General features: G+C 63.4%; 19 protein-coding genes and 2 pseudogenes. 8 read left to right on the plus strand and 13 right to left on the minus strand.

The genetic code is table 11. The features are described 5' to 3' along the window. Positions 1–21: 21 nt before the first annotated feature. Positions 22–873: an alpha/beta fold hydrolase gene (locus ACQP2U_RS05195; protein ID WP_433713637.1), complete on the minus strand. Its 852-nt coding sequence runs from the start codon at positions 871–873 to the stop codon at positions 22–24. Between the two features lie 64 nt (positions 874–937). Between ACQP2U_RS05195 and ACQP2U_RS05200 the strand changes: the two genes are divergently transcribed. Genes ACQP2U_RS05200 through ACQP2U_RS05210 form a run of 3 tightly spaced genes read left to right on the plus strand, consistent with a single transcriptional unit; the run spans position 938 to position 2,757 of the window. After that, the gene (locus tag ACQP2U_RS05200; RefSeq protein WP_433713638.1) at positions 938–1,753 is read left to right on the plus strand and encodes an exodeoxyribonuclease III; all 816 of its coding nucleotides are present in this window, start codon (positions 938–940) and stop codon (positions 1,751–1,753) included. A 36-nt stretch (positions 1,754–1,789) separates the two neighbouring features. Continuing rightward, entirely contained in the window at positions 1,790–2,272 is a 483-nt protein-coding gene (locus ACQP2U_RS05205; RefSeq protein ID WP_397031701.1) for a ribonuclease domain-containing protein, read from the plus strand. Next, a complete protein-coding gene (locus ACQP2U_RS05210) occupies positions 2,272–2,757 on the plus strand; it encodes a barstar family protein (protein WP_433713639.1) in 486 nt (161 codons plus the stop codon). The genes ACQP2U_RS05205 and ACQP2U_RS05210 overlap by 1 nt, the downstream gene beginning before the upstream one ends. A gap of 75 nt (positions 2,758–2,832) precedes the next feature. Here the strand turns inward: ACQP2U_RS05210 and ACQP2U_RS05215 are convergent, their stop codons facing one another. Further along, positions 2,833–3,711, minus strand: coding sequence for a TetR/AcrR family transcriptional regulator (locus ACQP2U_RS05215; RefSeq protein WP_433713640.1), 879 nt, complete (start codon positions 3,709–3,711; stop codon positions 2,833–2,835). Positions 3,712–3,898: 187 nt separating this feature from the next. Here ACQP2U_RS05215 and ACQP2U_RS05220 point away from each other — a divergent pair, with 187 nt between their 5' ends. The 3 genes from ACQP2U_RS05220 (at position 3,899) to yhjD (ending at position 7,126) form a co-directional block, all read left to right on the plus strand. Then, positions 3,899–4,831 (plus strand): oxygenase MpaB family protein, encoded by a 933-nt coding sequence (locus ACQP2U_RS05220; protein ID WP_433713641.1) that lies wholly within the window; start codon positions 3,899–3,901, stop codon positions 4,829–4,831. Between the two features lie 172 nt (positions 4,832–5,003). Continuing rightward, positions 5,004–6,038 (plus strand): tryptophan--tRNA ligase, encoded by a 1,035-nt coding sequence (gene trpS / locus ACQP2U_RS05225; RefSeq protein ID WP_433713642.1) that lies wholly within the window; start codon positions 5,004–5,006, stop codon positions 6,036–6,038. Positions 6,039–6,106: 68 nt separating this feature from the next. Beyond that, a complete protein-coding gene (gene yhjD / locus ACQP2U_RS05230; RefSeq protein WP_433713643.1) occupies positions 6,107–7,126 on the plus strand; it encodes an inner membrane protein YhjD in 1,020 nt (339 codons plus the stop codon). Positions 7,127–7,700: 574 nt separating this feature from the next. On the opposite strand, the gene ACQP2U_RS05235 is transcribed toward yhjD, so the two are convergent. From ACQP2U_RS05235 to ACQP2U_RS05285, 11 genes and pseudogenes are all read right to left on the minus strand, one after another. Next, positions 7,701–8,210, minus strand: coding sequence for a hypothetical protein (locus ACQP2U_RS05235; RefSeq protein WP_433713644.1), 510 nt, complete (start codon positions 8,208–8,210; stop codon positions 7,701–7,703). 178 nt (positions 8,211–8,388) lie between these two features. Beyond that, positions 8,389–8,904: a hypothetical protein gene (locus tag ACQP2U_RS05240; RefSeq protein WP_433713645.1), complete on the minus strand. Its 516-nt coding sequence runs from the start codon at positions 8,902–8,904 to the stop codon at positions 8,389–8,391. 8 nt (positions 8,905–8,912) lie between these two features. After that, entirely contained in the window at positions 8,913–10,139 is a 1,227-nt protein-coding gene (locus tag ACQP2U_RS05245; protein WP_433713646.1) for a DUF6973 domain-containing protein, read from the minus strand. Then, positions 10,136–10,435, minus strand: a complete 300-nt coding sequence (locus ACQP2U_RS05250; protein WP_364346438.1) for a hypothetical protein — start codon at positions 10,433–10,435, stop codon at positions 10,136–10,138. The genes ACQP2U_RS05245 and ACQP2U_RS05250 overlap by 4 nt, the downstream gene beginning before the upstream one ends. A gap of 8 nt (positions 10,436–10,443) precedes the next feature. Next, entirely contained in the window at positions 10,444–10,869 is a 426-nt protein-coding gene (locus ACQP2U_RS05255; protein ID WP_433713647.1) for a YbaB/EbfC family nucleoid-associated protein, read from the minus strand. 470 nt (positions 10,870–11,339) lie between these two features. Further along, positions 11,340–12,299 (minus strand): DUF6924 domain-containing protein, encoded by a 960-nt coding sequence (locus ACQP2U_RS05260; protein WP_433713648.1) that lies wholly within the window; start codon positions 12,297–12,299, stop codon positions 11,340–11,342. Between the two features lie 493 nt (positions 12,300–12,792). Continuing rightward, positions 12,793–12,918 (minus strand): annotated as a pseudogene (locus ACQP2U_RS05265) (DUF397 domain-containing protein); the annotation flags it as partial. 106 nt (positions 12,919–13,024) lie between these two features. Next, positions 13,025–13,191: pseudogene (locus ACQP2U_RS05270) on the minus strand (DUF397 domain-containing protein); the annotation flags it as partial. 50 nt (positions 13,192–13,241) lie between these two features. Then, a complete protein-coding gene (locus ACQP2U_RS05275) occupies positions 13,242–13,442 on the minus strand; it encodes a DUF397 domain-containing protein (protein WP_433713649.1) in 201 nt (66 codons plus the stop codon). 17 nt (positions 13,443–13,459) lie between these two features. Beyond that, a complete protein-coding gene (locus ACQP2U_RS05280) occupies positions 13,460–13,663 on the minus strand; it encodes a DUF397 domain-containing protein (protein ID WP_433713650.1) in 204 nt (67 codons plus the stop codon). Continuing rightward, a complete protein-coding gene (locus ACQP2U_RS05285) occupies positions 13,660–14,691 on the minus strand; it encodes a helix-turn-helix domain-containing protein (protein ID WP_433713651.1) in 1,032 nt (343 codons plus the stop codon). Before ACQP2U_RS05285 ends, ACQP2U_RS05280 begins: the two co-directional genes overlap by 4 nt. 206 nt (positions 14,692–14,897) lie before the next feature. Between ACQP2U_RS05285 and ACQP2U_RS05290 the strand changes: the two genes are divergently transcribed. Both ACQP2U_RS05290 and ACQP2U_RS05295 read left to right on the plus strand, forming a co-directional pair. Then, positions 14,898–15,263: a hypothetical protein gene (locus tag ACQP2U_RS05290; RefSeq protein WP_433713652.1), complete on the plus strand. Its 366-nt coding sequence runs from the start codon at positions 14,898–14,900 to the stop codon at positions 15,261–15,263. A 47-nt stretch (positions 15,264–15,310) separates the two neighbouring features. Further along, on the plus strand, positions 15,311–15,901 hold the full coding sequence (locus ACQP2U_RS05295; protein ID WP_433713653.1) for a DUF3558 domain-containing protein: 591 nt from the start codon (positions 15,311–15,313) through the stop codon (positions 15,899–15,901).

Consider the following 15,901-nt stretch of genomic DNA (forward strand, 5'->3'; position numbering starts at 1 on the left):
CGCACGGCATGTGCCGGGTTTTCACACCGCGCGCAAGTGAGTGCGGCTGGCGTAGATATGTTCGGCTATCAGAGTCGCGATGCGGTCCGGAGCTTCGAGCATGGGGACGTGCCCGACGCCGTTGACCAGGATGCGGTCGGCGGAGTCGGGCAGTTCCCGCAGGAAGCGGCGGGCGTATACGCGGTTGGGGATGATCCGGTCGTATTCGGCCATCAGCAGGCGCACCGGGGTCGGAAGGTTCGACAGGTCTTCCAGCGCGGGAGCGCGCACGGTGCCCAGGATCAACGGGAGCATGACCTGGCAGTGCAGTGCCGCGTTGATCACGGCGGCGATATCGCGGCGCGAGACGGCCGCCGCGTTCTTGCTCAGCAGCATGAGGGCGAAGCGTTGCGCGACCGGATTGTTGATCGCGAATCCGCCGAGCCGCTTACCGACCTGGACGATCGGCACCAGCGAGAGGAATTTCGCGCCGACGCGGAACTGGATGAGCGAGGGCGACTGCCAACCGCCCGCCGGTGCGATCGCGGTCAGGGTGCGGGCCCGGCCGCGTCGGGCCAGTTCGAAGCCGACCCAGGCGCCGAGCGAATTGCCCGCGATATGGCAGGTACGCCAACCGAGTTCATCGAGTTGATCCTCGATCCGGTCGGCGAGGGTATGGACATCGGTCGACCAGCCGTCGATAGGTTCACCACCCCAGTGGCCGGCAAAGGCGGGGGCGAATACCTCGCAATGCGCGGAAAGCCGCAGCGCAACCTGTTCCCAACAGTGCGGCGAAAGCATGAACCCGTGCAGCAGCAGAACCGGATCACCGGATCCGATATGCAGCGCTTTGATGGGGGCGGGAGAGTTGGTGGTGCCTGACTTCATCGTCATTCACCCCTTCCTGGACTGCGATGTCCCGGGGGAGTTCGTCTGACCAGCATTGTACGGTCCTCTGGTGCCTTATATCATCTCGTCGATCAATGTGAACGGGGTCCGTGCGGCGACGGGCAAGACGGGCAAGGGGATGCTCGAGTGGCTGGCGGTCACCGAAGCTGACATCATCTGCCTGCAGGAGACTCGGGCAACCGATGAGCAGACCCGCGCCGCGCTCGCGCCCGCCCTGGATGCGGGCTGGTATCTGACGCATGCGGAACCGGGAGCGAAGGGGCGGGCCGGAGTCGGCATTCTGTCCCGGCGCGAACCGCGTGCCGTGCGCATCGGACTCGGCGGCTGGCAGGACGGAACCTGGCGTTCCAGCGCTGAATTCGCCGGTACCGGACGCTATGTCGAGGCCGAATTCGATGAATTGACCGTGGCCAGCGTGTATGTGCATACCGGCGAGGCCGATACGCCGATGCAGGACGAGAAGTACCGCTTCCTCGACGAGATCGGCACCCATATGCGGGCCCAGACCAGCGATTTCGTGATCTGCGGCGACTGGAATGTCGCGCATACCGAACTCGATATCAAGAACTGGAAGGGCAACCTGAAGAATTCCGGCTTCCTGCCGCAGGAGCGGGCCTGGATCGACGGCATGCTCGCCGCCGGATATGTGGACGTGGTGCGCAACCTGCATCCCGGCGTCGCGGGCCCGTACAGCTGGTGGTCCTACCGCGGCCGTGCCTACGACAACGACGCGGGCTGGCGCATCGACTACCACCTGGCCCGCGGCGAGGTGGCGGGCCGGGCGAAGCAGGCGGTGGTCGAACGCGCCGCCACCTACGCCGAGCGCTGGTCCGACCACGCGCCCGTCACGGTGCAGTACCGATAAAGTTCGCGGTATGGCAGTGCTGGAGATCGGGATCGCATGAATATTTCATCGAAGCGGGTTCGCGCCTTCGCCGCGTTAGGTGTGGCCCTGCTGGCCTTGGTGATCGCACTGCTCGCCTCGCGTGGCGGCGACAGCAAGCCGAGCGCGGCCTCGGTGACCTCCACCACGCGCAGCGCCAGCGTGGCGGTTCCGGCGCGCGGCCCGGATGTCACCACCACATCCACAGTTCGCGCCCCCGGCGTTCCGGATCGCGCCTACGCGACCCTGACCGAAATCGACGCGGGGCGCTGGCCGGATTCAGCCAACGCGTCCGGCACCAAGGGTGGTGACCGCTGGATGAATCGTGGCGGCACCCTGCCGGCCAAGGATTCGGCGGGTAAAGCCATCACCTACCAGGAATGGGATGTGAACCCCAAGCAGCCCAACCGTTCCCGCGACGCCGAACGCATCGTCACCGGCAGTGACGGTTCGGCCTGGTACACCGGTGACCACTACGAAACCTTCACGAGGATGCGCTGATGACAGTTCCGTTATCGCAGTTCCTTGCCCGCCCCGAGGCCCGGCGGTCCACCGGCGCCGCGGCCTCGGCGCCGTCCGCCGTGGTGGGTGCCCTTCCCGTCGACGCGCCGACGCTCAGCGGCGTGCGCTACGACGCACCCGTCGACTACGCGGTACGCGAACTGCGGGGGCCCAAAATGCGCACCACCGCAGGCGTTTTCGACGAATTCGCGCCCGCGTTCCAGTTCCCGTATTACTTCGGCGCGAATAAGGACGCCTTCGACGAATGTCTGCGCGATCTAGACGATTTCGTCGGCCCCGCCGCCGGATATGTTGCCGTGATCCGCGATTCGGCCGAGCTACTGATCGATGAATTGGAAGAACGCGCATGGTTCATCGAAGCCATGCGCGAGGCCGCCGAATACTGGTCCACCAAGGGCCTGGCCTTCCGGGTCGTGCTCCAAGGCGAACCGTCCGACCCGGAGATCGTCCGCCTGAGCCCGTAGCGCCGGGCACAGTCGAATGGTGGCTGTCGGTCTCGCTGGGAACGACCATTCGACTACCGTCGATGCCGGTCTGGCTCAGGTGAGGCGGCTGGCGAGGTCCTCGGCGAGGAGTACGAAGACGTCGGTGGTGTGATCGATCAGTTCTTGGCGGGTGAGCGGGAGGTCGTTCTGTAGCCAGGCGGTGAGGGTCTGGACCAGGCCGCCGACCAGGTAGGTGGCGCGAAAGTCGATGGTGGGATCGGGATTCGGGTCGGTGATGCCGTAGAAGTCGATGCCCTCGGCGGCGACGATGCGGGCGAATACCCGCACCGTTTGGTTCGTGCGGGCGCGCAGTTCCGGCGTCGCCATGCCCGCGACCAGTGCGACGTGCGCCTTGCGCGGATCGTCGGTGAGCAGGTGAATCCCTGCCGAGATCGCGGCATGCGCCTTGGCTCGGGTATCGGCCGGTGCGGTCTGCAGCGCACCGATGATCGCCCCGGCCAGTTCCTCCGCGATCCGATCGATGAGCGCGGCCAGCACCGCATCGCGGCTGTCGAAGCTTTCGTAGTAGTAGCGCTCATTGAGTCCAGCCTGTGCGCACAGCCCGGAAACGGTGAGCTTGGCGATGCCCTGGGTGCCGATGATCTCCAGTGCGGCATCGAGCAGTGTCGTGCGTCGCTGGGCGCGGCGTTCGTCGGCGGAGACGCCGCCGTAGGCACGTTTCGTCGGGCCACCTGTCGTCTGGCCGCCATCCTTTGTGGAATCGCCGGGCGATGTCGTCCTGCGGTCGCTGCTGGTCGCTGGGTCGCTGGCCGATGCCGACTTATTCGTCCGGCCGCCACGCCCCGTCGAATCGCTACCCGATGCCGATCCGCCCGCCGCCCGAGCACCACCTCCCGCGGAATCGCTTCCCGATGCAGGCTCACCCGTCGCCCGAGCACCGCCCCTCACGGAATCGCTTCGCGATGCAGTCATGTGGCGATTCTGGCACGGCTGCGGTTTCGCTCGACCGGTTCATGATAGCGGAGCATGACCGCAATCTGGCAGACAGTGTTGCCAGATTTCGAAATCTGGTGGATTCTGTTGTCAGATGCTGTGCATCCCGACACCCGAGATGACGGGGCACTATGCCCCACGGCACGCGCTCAACGAGGAGGCAGCGATGTCCGAGCCCGGCTACTTCGCCGATCATTCGATGGCCCGACGCGTCATGAGCAAACGCGCGGTTGGCCTCACCTACGGTCAGCGTGCCCTGGTGATCGGCGCGGTCAATCCGTTGCTGTACGTCGGAACCGCCGAGAACACCGAGCATCGGATGACTCCGTACACGCGACTCGCGTTGACCGGCAAGCTTTTCGAAGCCGTCTTCCTCGGCAGCAAGGACGAGGCGGATCGCGCGCTCGCCTTCACTGCCAAAAAGCATGCGAAGGTCGTCGGTGAACTGCCCGAGGAAGCGGGCCCGCACCATCCGGCGGGCACCGGCTACTCCGCATTCGACCCGCATCTGATGTACATGACCATGGCCTTCGCCTTCGACTCGGCCGAAGTGATGCACGATCTGCTGGTCCGCCCGCTCACCGACGGCGAACGCGAGGGGCTGTACCAGGACTACCTCCGCTGGGGCGAGCTGTTCGGCATGCCGCGCGAGGCCGCGCCCAGCAGCTACCCGCTGTTCCGCAAATCCTTCGACGACTACCTCGCCTCGGACGAGCTGTTCCTCACCGATGAGGCCCGGTTGGTTGGTTCGTATCTGGCCGGTCAGCGTGTGCCCTATCGGCAGCGCGGGCCGATCCGCCAGGTCGTCGACGCGTTCTACCTGCTGGTGCAGGGCAGTCTGCCGCCGCGGATCCGCGATATGTACGGGATGCGCTGGGGGCTGCCCGAGCAACTCGCCTACCGCGCGCTCGCGCAGGGCGTGCGCACCGCGCATATCGCACCGCCGCTGGTTCCGCCGGTGCTGCGCGCGACGCTGGCCGGTCCGAGCGCGCCGGTCTACAAGCTGCTGTCCAAGCGGGAACGCGAACTGCACAGCACCGGCCGCCCGAGTATGCCCGGTGTCGACCCACGCAACTGGGCGGCGCGAAATTCCGCGTGACCGCGGCGTGAGCGACGGGCCCGGAGGCGGTAGCGGAGCGTAACCACGGAGGGAGCCGCGAACGCCGCCGATCGAATACCGCGGCGTGAGCGACGGGCCCGGAGGCGGTAGCGGAGCGTAACCACGGAGGGACCCGCGAAATTCCGCGTGACAGCCATGCGAAGATCGGGATATGTCCAGTCCTGCTCAGACGAACCCGGCCGCTGAACGCAAACAGCGGGTGCTGTCCGGGATCCAGCCCACCAGCGCATCCTTCCATCTCGGCAACTACCTTGGGGCGCTGCAGTACTGGGTGACCATGCAGGACGACTACGACGCGCTCTACTTTATCCCGGATATGCACGCGATCACCGTGTCGCAGGATCCGAAGGAACTGCGCCGGCGCACCAAGGCCGCGGCCGCGCAGCTGCTCGCGCTCGGCATCGACCCCAAGCGCTCCACCCTGTTCGTGCAGAGCCAGGTGCCCGAGCATGCCCAGCTGACCTGGGTGCTCAGCTGCATCACCGGATTCGGCGAGGCCAGCCGGATGACCCAGTTCAAGGACAAGTCGGTCAAACAGGGCGCGGAGAACGCCAGCGTCGGACTGTTCACCTATCCGGTCCTGATGGCCGCGGACATCCTGCTCTACCGTGCGCATCAGGTGCCGGTCGGCGAGGATCAGCGCCAGCATCTGGAGCTGACCCGAAACCTGGCCCAGCGCTTCAATACTCGGTTCAAGAAGACCTTCGTGGTGCCGGAGGCGCATATCGTCAAGGGCACCGCGAAGATCTACGACCTGCAGGATCCAACCTCGAAGATGAGCAAGTCGGCTTCCACCGACGCCGGTCTGATCAACCTGCTCGACGATCCGAAGATCACCGCCAAGAAGATTCGCTCCGCGGTCACCGATACCGAGCGCGAAATCCGCTACGACCCGGAAGCCAAGGCGGGTGTGAGCAACCTGCTGGTGATCCTGAGTTCGCTGAGCGGCACCCCGATCGTCACGCTGGAACGCGACTATGACGGTAAGGGGTACGGCGATCTGAAGTCCGACGTCGCCGACGCGCTGGTCGAATTTGTCACCCCGCTACAGGCGAAGGTGGAAGAGTACTTGGCGGATCAGGGCGAACTCGACCGCATCCTCGACGCAGGCGCCGAGCGGGCGCGCGAGATTGCCGGCAACACTCTGGCACAGGTTTACGACCGGGTGGGGTTTTTGGCTCGTTAGCTGGGGAATACCGCTAGCGACCGCTCGTCGACCAGCACCGCGCGGTCTCTGTTGAAGGGGCGTGACAGATGCAGGTGATCGACAACATCAAGGCGGCGCTCGAACGTCGGATTCAGTCGCGGCCATGGCTGGATCACCTCATCCGCGCGGGCGGAAACTATCAACGGCAGCGCGGTAATTACTACGCGGCCGGGATCACGTATTTCACAGTGCTGTCGCTGTTTCCGATGTTGATGGTCGCCTTCGCGATCGCGGGCTCCGTGCTGTCGGGCGACCCGGAAATGCTCACCGAAGTGCGGAACAAGATCATCGAGAACATTCCGGGTTCGCTTGGCGGCCAGCTCAATGATCTGATCGATCAGGCGGTCCGATCGCGCGGCACGGTCGGTACGCTCGGTCTGCTCGTCGGTGTCTACACCGGACTCGGCTGGATGGCGAATCTGCGGGCGGCACTGACCGAACAGTGGGAACAGAAGACCCCGGAAGGCAATTGGTTCCTCAACAAACTCTCCGACCTCGGCGCGCTGATCGGTCTCGCCCTGGCCTTCGTGGTCTCGATCGGCCTGTCCACGCTGGCATCGAGCACCCTCGGCGCGCGACTGCTGAGCACGTTCCGCCTGTCGGAGTTGCCCGGTGCGCGGCTGATCCTGGTCCTCATTTCGATACTGCTCGGCTTCCTCGCATCGTGGGCGGTGTTCGTCTGGATCATCGCACGCCTGCCCCGCGAGCCGGTCACCCTGCGAAGTGCCGCCCGAGCCGCGGCGATCGCCGCAGTGGTCTTCGAGCTCTTCAAATACGTCGCGTCGTTCTACCTGCAGATGGTGCTGCACAGCCCCGCAGGCGCGGTATTCGGATCGATCATCGGCCTGATGGTGTTCAGCTACACCACCTATCGCATCATCCTATTCGCAACCGCCTGGGCCGCAACGGCATCGGAAAACGAGATCGAAGCCGAAATCCCCCCACCCGCCCCCGCCGTAATCAAGCCCCGCATGCGCCCGGCCGGTCTCTCGATGGGCACCGGCGCGGCCTACTTCGGCGTGGGTGCCCTTGCGGCGCTGGTGCTTTCGGGCCTGCGCCGCCGCTGAACCCGTCTCGGTTCCCGCGCACCAATTCGCGCGCCGCGCACGGTTTTGCCCCGCGAATTCGTGCGCGGCGTGAGAAACCGTGCGCAGGAGCATCAGGTGAATGGCTCGTTGGCGAACTCCTCACGAGACGATCCCGCAGCCGCATCGGCAGCGTATTGATCGGGAACGCCGCGCGTGCTACCGCCGCCGTCTTCGCGGGGGCGCTGGTAAATCCCTCGGCCGCAACGACAGTCGTATCAGCTCCTACCACCCACAGAGTTGTCAGACCATCCGGCATCGCGAGCGATATCGCCGAGGGTGGTCGGAGCTTTGGCGGCGGCCGCCTTGCTGGTCTCCGTCTTCAGGCGTGAACCAGATCCCAATGGCTCATTCCGGATATCGAAGGTGAAAAGGTTGTTCGAGCCACGTACTTCCTCTGCGGATGGCGGTATCCCGCACGCACTCATCATGGACACAACCGCCGCAGCAAGGGCAACGTATTGGATCTTCATTCCCGTCCTCATCGCTTCGGGGGAATCTCAACAAACGCCAGGCCGCTGTTGGAATAGTAAGGCTGGATAGCATTGCGCCTACCCTATTTTGGGAACTCTTCGATTTCGATGCTCCAGTAGGTGTCGCTTTCCGTTGTCCCCGCTGCCGTTCGCTCCACGGCTTTCACCTCGGACTCTGGTGTTGCGCCCCTATAAGCCGCGTACCGTGGGTTGCGGTCACTGTATGCGTACACGACTTTGCCATTATTGACGAATACTTGTATGAGAGAGTCGGAGGCGAAAGGGAGACCCCACCAGTCCAATCCCTTCGTCCCGAGACGATCGTTGATACTTTCCTTGGTGGCGGACGAAAAGCTGTACATCCGGTCCCACGAACCCACCGGAATCCCGGATTCGGTAATGAGGTCCCCGAGTCGAGCTGTGCCGTGAGAGTTCCGAACACGTTCGAATGCATCCGCCAGAGCTGGACTCTCCTGTTCGACGATGACTTTTTCGTCGGACGACGACAGCTCGCAGCCGACGAGCAGGAGCAGGATTGCCGCCAGCCCGAGTACAGAGGGTAGACGCATACAGGGCGGCAGATTACTCCGCATGAATTCCTAACTGAGCTAGCTCATTTGGGTGGCAGTCATTTTCTGCCACAGGGGCGCCCGGCAAGCAGGCTGTCCGGCTGGTTGTTGAAGGCTGCCGAGTTCACGGCCTCGCCGATCTTCACCTGGTTGGTTCAAGTTATCTGCGGTGCAGCGGGTGCTTATCGCAAAATTGGCGATGTCAACCGGCGGGTGCGAGTTCGCCGTCCTCGTCCACCACCAGCGCGGATAGCGGTGTGAGTGATGGATGACGGTGCAGTCTCAGCGGAGGCATGGCATCGGTAGTCCATTCCACCGCTTGCATGCGTCTTCCATTCGAGAGGAAGAGAAAGTAGGCATCCGATGGGCCATCAGAGTTCACGTGGTACGGGAGTCCCCGCCAACAGGGTTTGGGCCTGTCGATCTGTGCCGCCTTGTTCAGATCGTCGATCTCCGCATCCGCGACGACCACGATCATCCGATCCCAGTTGTTGGACCATCCGGCATCGCGAGCGATATCGCCGAGGGTAGTCGCGGCTTTGGCGACAGCCGCCTTACCGATCTCCTCCTTGAGACGTGGTCCAGATCCCAATGGCTCGAGCCGACTGCCGAAGTCGAAAATATCCGAGCCACATACTTCCTCGGCGGATGGCGGTACCCCACACGCGCTCATCATGGACACCGCGACCGCAACGAGGGCAAAGTATCGGATCTTCATATCAGCCCTCATCGCTTCCCCGGCAGCGGGAGCCCCACCCCGGATTGGATATCAGTTTTGGCGACCTCCACCTGATTACTCCAGATTATCTGTGGTTGAGATTGCCCTTCCGGCGTTTTGAGCACGACCGCATGTCCATCCTGAATGGCTTCCGAAATCTTGGTCCGCAAATGTTCCGGACTTGCGCCAGGATTATCGATGGCGATTTCGCGTCCTAGCCTATTGTTGTACAAATCCATTGCCTCACGCGCCGGTGGATTCCCGCCGGTCTTTTCGTGGGCCGTCGTATAGGTTTGAGTCCAATCTTCACCGAATTCCTGGGTCATTCGCGCATTCCAATATGCATGCCGGAATGCATCACCATGACCATCGGAAAGCACTCGTTCTTGCGTCACCACATCGAATCCAGGGAATTGGTCCTTCGCGGCCTGCTCCGCCTCGGTCTTGATGTCATAGAACTCCTTGAGGCCGAGGAGCCCGTGCTGACCGATTAGGTTTTCCAGTGCGGTGGCTTCTTCACGCGGCATCGCCCCAGCTTTGAAGGTCGGGTCCCAGCCACGGACGATATCGAGGAGCCAGCCGCTCGGCCACACGACGGTTTCCTTGGTGGCGTCGGTTTGATAGTCGGTGAGAATCTTCGCCAGCTCGGGATCGGTGGGTACGGCGATGAGGGCCTGCCGGGCCGAAATCGGGACCTTCTCCAGCGCACCTTGAATCGTCCCCTCTGCCATTAGATCCGCTTCCTGAATTCGGTTCAAGGCGACGCGCAGCCCGCCAGCGAGCCTGGCCTCCTCGAGCTCCTTGTACGCGATAGCAGTCCCCGGCGACCACCAGTACTTCCTCATCCACTCCCAATTGGACTTCCTCGACTTCACCTCCCCGTCATCGGTGTAGAAAAGGTCCCATTCGGAGTCTTCTATCTCCTTGATCGCCGCGCGAATCAGGAGGATCATGCCCTCGAACACCGCTGTCGTGGACGCGATGACTCCTGAAAGTTCCTGGTAGATATCGACGGTGGTGAGCGCATCTTTGCGATCGTCCTGGGCCCGCTGGCGAGCGGATTCGCCGGACTCGCTGTTGAAGTACTCGTACGAGCCGGCGAGCGCGCTGGCCGCGGCTTCGATTTCCGCTTCGATTTCCTCGGCAGCACGGCTCAGGGCTACGGCCAGGGCGTCGGCTGGGTTGAGATTCCACGCCAGTACCTGTGAGATCGTCAGCGGTTCCGATTCACTCATCGCGGCCCTGCTTGATCGAGTTTCACGGCGCGTTGCCGGTCCAATTCCTCGAATTCGTTCGCCGCTTTCTCCGCGAGATCCCCAATCCCACTGAACCGTCCAGCATGGAACTTCAGGACTCCATCGAGAGCTTTCAGCGTCTCCTCGGCCCGCGTCAGTGCCAGCGATTCCCTCGCTCCGGCTCGGGCCTCATCGCGACCGGGGACGGCCACTGGTGCCTTGCCCGCAATGATGGTCGAGTGTCCGCGCACATTGTTGGCGAGTTCACGAACTCGCACAGGATCGATCTCGAACATCCCCAACCTCAGATGACGTAATCGTGGTCGCCGTACGAACCGCGGCCAGTGCCGTTGTCGCCGCGGAGATGCGTTGGGACATACGTTGGCGGCGCGGACGGCTCCGAGTTCCGGATCGAAAGTTGTTCGTCCCGAGTGTCGCCGGATCCGCTGTCCACGAGCGGGTACTCCTGCGACACCTCCGTGAACACCTGCTGAGCCTCGGCTTCAGCATTCGTATACGCCGCCCGATGCCGATCGACGATGAGCATGGCCAGTCGGCTCATTCCATGCTCCACAGCATGGGGCGCGAGCCGCAGATCCGTAATCGCCCCGCGGGCATCGGTTTCGATGTACACGGTGCCGTCCGCAGACTGGGCACGGCCCCGCACCCGCTCAGTCGCCTCATTGATCCGCTTGATCCGCGCGGCCAACTCTTCAGTGTCCTCGCTCATTTCGCCCCCAACCACAATTCGTGCCCGCGCCGACACCGCAGGTTTCCGCAAACGTATCAGGTCGCCGACTGGGCTCCGACCTCATATCTGGACGGGCACGATGACGCATTCCGGCATAGTGCGCCCGGCTTCTCGATGGGCGTGGTAGCCACATATTTCTGTGCGGGTGGCTTGTGGTGCTGGCCCTCACGGTTCTGCGTAACCGCTGAACGCGGTCGCTGACAGTGGAGTTGTGTGCGTCGCAGACCGGGGTCCCGGGTGGTGGTGTGGGCCTTGTCGCGTGGGTGGTGGCTCCCGTGGACCCCATTTCTCAGAATATGCCGGACGTCTTCAATTCCTCTATCCGAGACCATATGGGTTCTTGTGAATGGCTGTTTCCGAGACTCATCGGCGCCAGCGTTGCGCGCGCGACGGTGATGGCGCCCCTGCTGTCCGATGCTCACGGCAGTAGGGCAGCATCGCGTGCCCTTTCAGGAGCCCTCCCACCACGGGTCCGTATCCTCCACGGCGACGAACTCGCAAAAGTCCATGTTGCCGATCTCCAGGTTGTCCGCAAGCGATCCGACCATGCGGCAGGGAAGGACGGCGGGCTGCCCTGGGGTGTCGTACAGGTCGACAGCGGTCAGCGGTCGGCCGGGCTCGGTAAAGGTCCTGGCATCGGCGAGAACAACCAGCGTGGTGTGCTCCTCGGTGCGCTTCTCAGGCGGCGGGACCAGCGCCGGGACCTGACCCGGCAGCAGACCCCCGAAAGCTCGGTCGTCGACGACCAACGCCGTCAGCGGATAGTGCTCCCCGTCGATCTCGTCCAGGTCCAGGTCTGCGCCGACCCAGCCATCCTCGTCGGCCCCGCCCAACTCGTCGAGCAGGGCGTGCCAGCCCTCCTCGTCGTCGAAGAAGGTACGGACCAGCAGTACGCCAGCGGTGGAGGGCAGTGCCGGGAAGGACCGGCGCGGCGGTGCCGTCGGCGCGGGGAAGGCCGGGCGCCCGCCCTCCCCCTCGTACATGCCGCACACGTCCATGTTGCGCACCAGGTGGTCGAATGTGAGTGCGCCGCCCAGCAGATCGGCCAGGATCTCGCCGAGCCGGGCCGACGGAACCCGGACACCGCGCCCGGGGATCGCCGCCAGGTCCACCAGCAACGGCCCGTCCCCGCCGTACACCACCGGAATGTCTGCCAAGACGGCGACCGGCGGCACCGGGCCACCGTCCACGACAAGCGCCGGGACGTTTCCGCCGTGCATGAAGTCCCATCCGCGGTCCTCGATCGGTCGCAGCCGAACCCCGCTGCCCCCGACGACGAGCACATCGCCTTCCCGGCGGCCCGCGATCTCGCCAAACAGCCCGCCCCACAGTGCCGTGCCGTCCTCGTAGCACGTGCAGACCAACAACACTTCACCCGACTCCGGCTGGGGAAGCCTAGGAAAGGACATGACTCTCCTCCAAAAGACTGCGGCGGTCGCCTCGTCGTAATTGGACCCGGCCGCGGGGATGCACCTTGCACGACATCCCGGTCAGCCGCGACTCGGAGATGACATGGCGGACTCGGTAGCCGATCGATACGTGCCCGAGTAGTGCTTCTGACCGTGATACCAGCGGAATCGCCACCGCGGCGCCGCTTGGCTCAATGCTTCGGCACTCACCGCTGCAAGCGCGCCGACCTCCTCGACATCGTCGGCAACGTGTCGGAACCTGACCTGCACAGCATCGACAGTAACCGACCCTCGAGACCAGAGTGCTTTGACACCATCACGCTTGCCAACTCGAATCCGCTTGCCGTGGAGAGCAACTGGCGAAGATCATCCGCCAACCAACCGACAAAAGGGAGCCGAATCTCAAAACATGACGGATCCGCCATGTCACCGCCATGCATTCTGAGATTCCTCACGAGTTCTGAGACCCTACAGCTGAGTCCGCCTGGGGCCGTTAGCGGTCAAACTCTCCACGAGTCGTTGCGGCGGTGAAGGCTGACCACTCAGCCGGGGTGAACACGAGTGCTGGGCTCGATGTGGTCTTCGAATCACAAACGCCGACATGCTTATTCGGGAGGAAGGCGACTTCGACTCAGTTCGAGCTGCCGCCGCTCCGGCTGCTCTTGAACCAGTCGGAGCTGGGCAGATCGAGGTTCACGCGTACTCCAAATGCGAAAGTGGGACTGTCAGCGGTCGAATTCGCCACGGTTTGTCGCGGCGGTGAAGGCTGACCATTCGGCTGGGGTGAATACGAGTGCGGGCCCGGAGGGGTCTTCGAATCCTGAACGCCGACACGGTTGTTCGGGAGGGAAGCGACCTCGACGCAGTTCGAGTGGGCACCGCTGCGGCTGCTCTTGAACCACTTCGGGTCCGATTAGTTCGTCATGTGGTGCCCCTCTGAGGTCAGCGGTCGAACTCTCCACGAGTCGTCGCGGCGGTGAAGGCCGACCATTCGGCTGCGGTGAACATCAGTGCTGGGCCGGAGGGGTACTTCGAATCGCGAACGCCGACATGGTTGTTCGGGAGGAAGGCGACCTCGACGCAGTTCGCGTTGCCTCCGCTGCGGCTGCTTTTGAACCACTTCGCGTCCGAGTGGTTCGCCATGTGGTGCCCCTCTGAGGTCAGCGGTCGAACTCTCCACGAGTTGTCGCGGCGGTGAAGGCTGACCACTCGGCCGAGGTGAACATGAGTGCGGGGCCGGAGGGGTTCTTCGAATCGCGAACGCCGACATGGTTGTTCGGGAGGAAGGCGATTTCGACACAGTTCGCATTGGCACCGCTGCGGCTGCTCTTGAACCAGTCGGCAGTGGTCAGATCAAAGTTCACGCGTACTCCTTTGCCATTCGCGTGAGTAGAGCACGGCTATCGATGGGATCCATCGCGCTTCGCCGGAGGCTCTCGTACGCCTCATGGTATCGCCGGAGAGTGGTTGGTTTCGCAAGATACAAGTCCCCCGTGAAATTCTCTGTGTAGACCACTGGCGGCTCGATCGGCTGGCCATGCCTATCCGTGCCGAACTCGAGGATGACGAACGGACCGACCGCGACCCCCAATGGGAATCCCGCACGGAACGGGAGGATTTGCAACCTTACGTTGGAGCGGGTGCTCATGTCGGCAAGGTGCCTCAGTTGGGTCGCCATCACCTTCGGCCCGCCGACCATCCCCCGGAGGACCGACTCTCGCAGGATGACGTTGAGTGCCGCCGGGTTGTGCTTGCGAGTGATTCTCGACTGCCGCCGCATCCGCAACTGCACTCGGCGTGCGTGCTCCTCGGCATCATCATCCGGATAGCCGGATCGGATGAGCACACTGGCGTACGCCGGTGTCTGCAACAACCCCGGCACGAGTTCGGACTCATAGGTCGTCAGCCGCTGCGCCGAAGCCTCCAGCCCGACGAAGAAGTCGAAGTTCTTCGGCATCACGTCGCCGTACTCGAACCACCAACTGAGCTCATTGCCCTGTGCCGCAAGTCCTTTCATCGCCGCAGTCTGGTCCGCATCGAAGCTGTAGATTTTGCACAGCGCGTCGAGGTCCACATCGCGCAGATGCGCCACTGTGCCCTTTTCGATCCGCTGTAATGTGCTGCCACTGCGCTCGATCAGCTCGGCCGCCTGATGCAGCGTGAGGCCGCACCCTTGTCGGCCATCCCGCAGATACTTCCCCAGTTGCCGCCGTGCCAGCGTCGATCCGTCCTCCGACATGTCCCGCCTCCCATCAGGTTTCACTGTTCGCCACAGCAGAGCACACCGCCATCCCACGCGGAGGCGGCATCGCGAATGATCATGCGATCGGAGCATAACCCCAGGAAGAATTGCATCCACCACGGCTTTCGCGGACCAGATCAGCGTCGGCATATTTGTGTCCGGCGGGTTCACTCGACCCGCCACGAGACCGGCACCGCACGCTTCTCGATGCGAGTGTCCGCGCTGAAAGCGGCAGGCGTGCGCTGAACCCGCAGGATCGAAACCAATCGAGAACGTTTTGCGTCCCAACGGAACCGATTGACCGTTTCACGCGTCCAGTACAGTAAGCGGACGAAACAGCGAGGGAGGGATCGCCGATGGAAGTGGGGCAATCGGCCGCAAATGCGCTGTATCAGCAAGCCACTGGTGGAACATTCCGGATGGAGGCCGACGCTGCACGTCGGTGCGCTGAGGTCTATACCAGGCTGGTCGAGACCACACTGGAACCACAGATCAAGGCTTCGCGGGATTTGCACCGGATGGAAGGCTTTGGTGGATTCGAGTCCGCTCAGGAGCTGCAAAACGGGTTTTCCGGCAAGGCAAAGAAGATGACGGAAGCGCTCGAAGGGATGAGGGAAGCGGCGTTCAAGATGGCTGCGGCCTACCTACGAGCCGGACAACTTGTGGAGGAAGCCGACACCATGTACGCGCAGTCGATCGCCACAGTCACCTCGGAGGCATAGTCGTCATGAGGCGAATCCGGAATATCTTGCTGGCCCTACTGGCGACAGTGATCGCGCCGGTCGCGACGAGCTGTTCATCCGGCAGCGACAACCCGCCGCACCCGGCCGGTTCAGATCAGGCCACGTCATCCACTGCAACTCAGTCGGCTAGGCCGACCCTGACCAACCCGAAGCTTCAGCCCCCGTCGCAGGACAACAAGTACACCGCCAGCACCGGACGTCCAAAGATCGTCTTCGACCCGTGCACATGGATCAGTGACGAGACCATCCAAAAGGCCGGATTCGGCGGGACCACGCGCGAGCGCGGCAAAGATCTCATCGCCGAGTACAGCTTCCTTGTCTGCCACTTCTCTTCTCAACTGCGTGACCTGAGTTTGCTCTCCGGAAACGCAACCTGGGAAGAAGACCTGAAGAAGGTCGGCTCCTACAGCGAGCCGATCACCGTGAACGGCCGCGAAGCTCTCCTCGTCCACGATCCCGACGCCCATCGCGGCTGTCAGGTCGATCTGCGTACAAAGGCGGGGTTCGTACAGATAGCAGTCGATCTGACAACCCGCGCCCCCCAAACCCTCAACCCCTGCGACGGCATAACCGACATCGCCTCCACCATCGAACCGGAGATCGGCAAGGACAACTAA

The organism is Nocardia sp. CA-084685 (assembly GCF_050955785.1).
Taxonomy (GTDB): Bacteria; Actinomycetota; Actinomycetes; order Mycobacteriales; family Mycobacteriaceae; genus Nocardia.

Coding starts and splice junctions, on each gene's coding strand:
- ACQP2U_RS05240 (WP_433713645.1), bottom strand. CDS start 8,904: ATGAAGATCCGATACTTTGCCCTCGTTGCGGTCGCGGTGTCCATGATG.
- ACQP2U_RS05285 (WP_433713651.1), bottom strand. CDS start 14,691: ATGCCGACGCTGATCTGGTCCGCGAAAGCCGTGGTGGATGCAATTCTT.
- ACQP2U_RS05220 (WP_433713641.1), top strand. CDS start 3,899: ATGTCCGAGCCCGGCTACTTCGCCGATCATTCGATGGCCCGACGCGTC.
- yhjD (WP_433713643.1), top strand. CDS start 6,107: ATGCAGGTGATCGACAACATCAAGGCGGCGCTCGAACGTCGGATTCAG.
- ACQP2U_RS05195 (WP_433713637.1), bottom strand. CDS start 873: ATGACGATGAAGTCAGGCACCACCAACTCTCCCGCCCCCATCAAAGCG.
- ACQP2U_RS05275 (WP_433713649.1), bottom strand. CDS start 13,442: ATGGCGAACCACTCGGACGCGAAGTGGTTCAAAAGCAGCCGCAGCGGA.
- ACQP2U_RS05210 (WP_433713639.1), top strand. CDS start 2,272: ATGACAGTTCCGTTATCGCAGTTCCTTGCCCGCCCCGAGGCCCGGCGG.
- ACQP2U_RS05255 (WP_433713647.1), bottom strand. CDS start 10,869: ATGAGCGAGGACACTGAAGAGTTGGCCGCGCGGATCAAGCGGATCAAT.
- ACQP2U_RS05235 (WP_433713644.1), bottom strand. CDS start 8,210: ATGCGGAGTAATCTGCCGCCCTGTATGCGTCTACCCTCTGTACTCGGG.
- ACQP2U_RS05250 (WP_364346438.1), bottom strand. CDS start 10,435: ATGTTCGAGATCGATCCTGTGCGAGTTCGTGAACTCGCCAACAATGTG.
- trpS (WP_433713642.1), top strand. CDS start 5,004: ATGTCCAGTCCTGCTCAGACGAACCCGGCCGCTGAACGCAAACAGCGG.
- ACQP2U_RS05215 (WP_433713640.1), bottom strand. CDS start 3,711: ATGACTGCATCGCGAAGCGATTCCGTGAGGGGCGGTGCTCGGGCGACG.
- ACQP2U_RS05290 (WP_433713652.1), top strand. CDS start 14,898: ATGGAAGTGGGGCAATCGGCCGCAAATGCGCTGTATCAGCAAGCCACT.
- ACQP2U_RS05260 (WP_433713648.1), bottom strand. CDS start 12,299: ATGTCCTTTCCTAGGCTTCCCCAGCCGGAGTCGGGTGAAGTGTTGTTG.
- ACQP2U_RS05245 (WP_433713646.1), bottom strand. CDS start 10,139: ATGAGTGAATCGGAACCGCTGACGATCTCACAGGTACTGGCGTGGAAT.
- ACQP2U_RS05205 (WP_397031701.1), top strand. CDS start 1,790: ATGAATATTTCATCGAAGCGGGTTCGCGCCTTCGCCGCGTTAGGTGTG.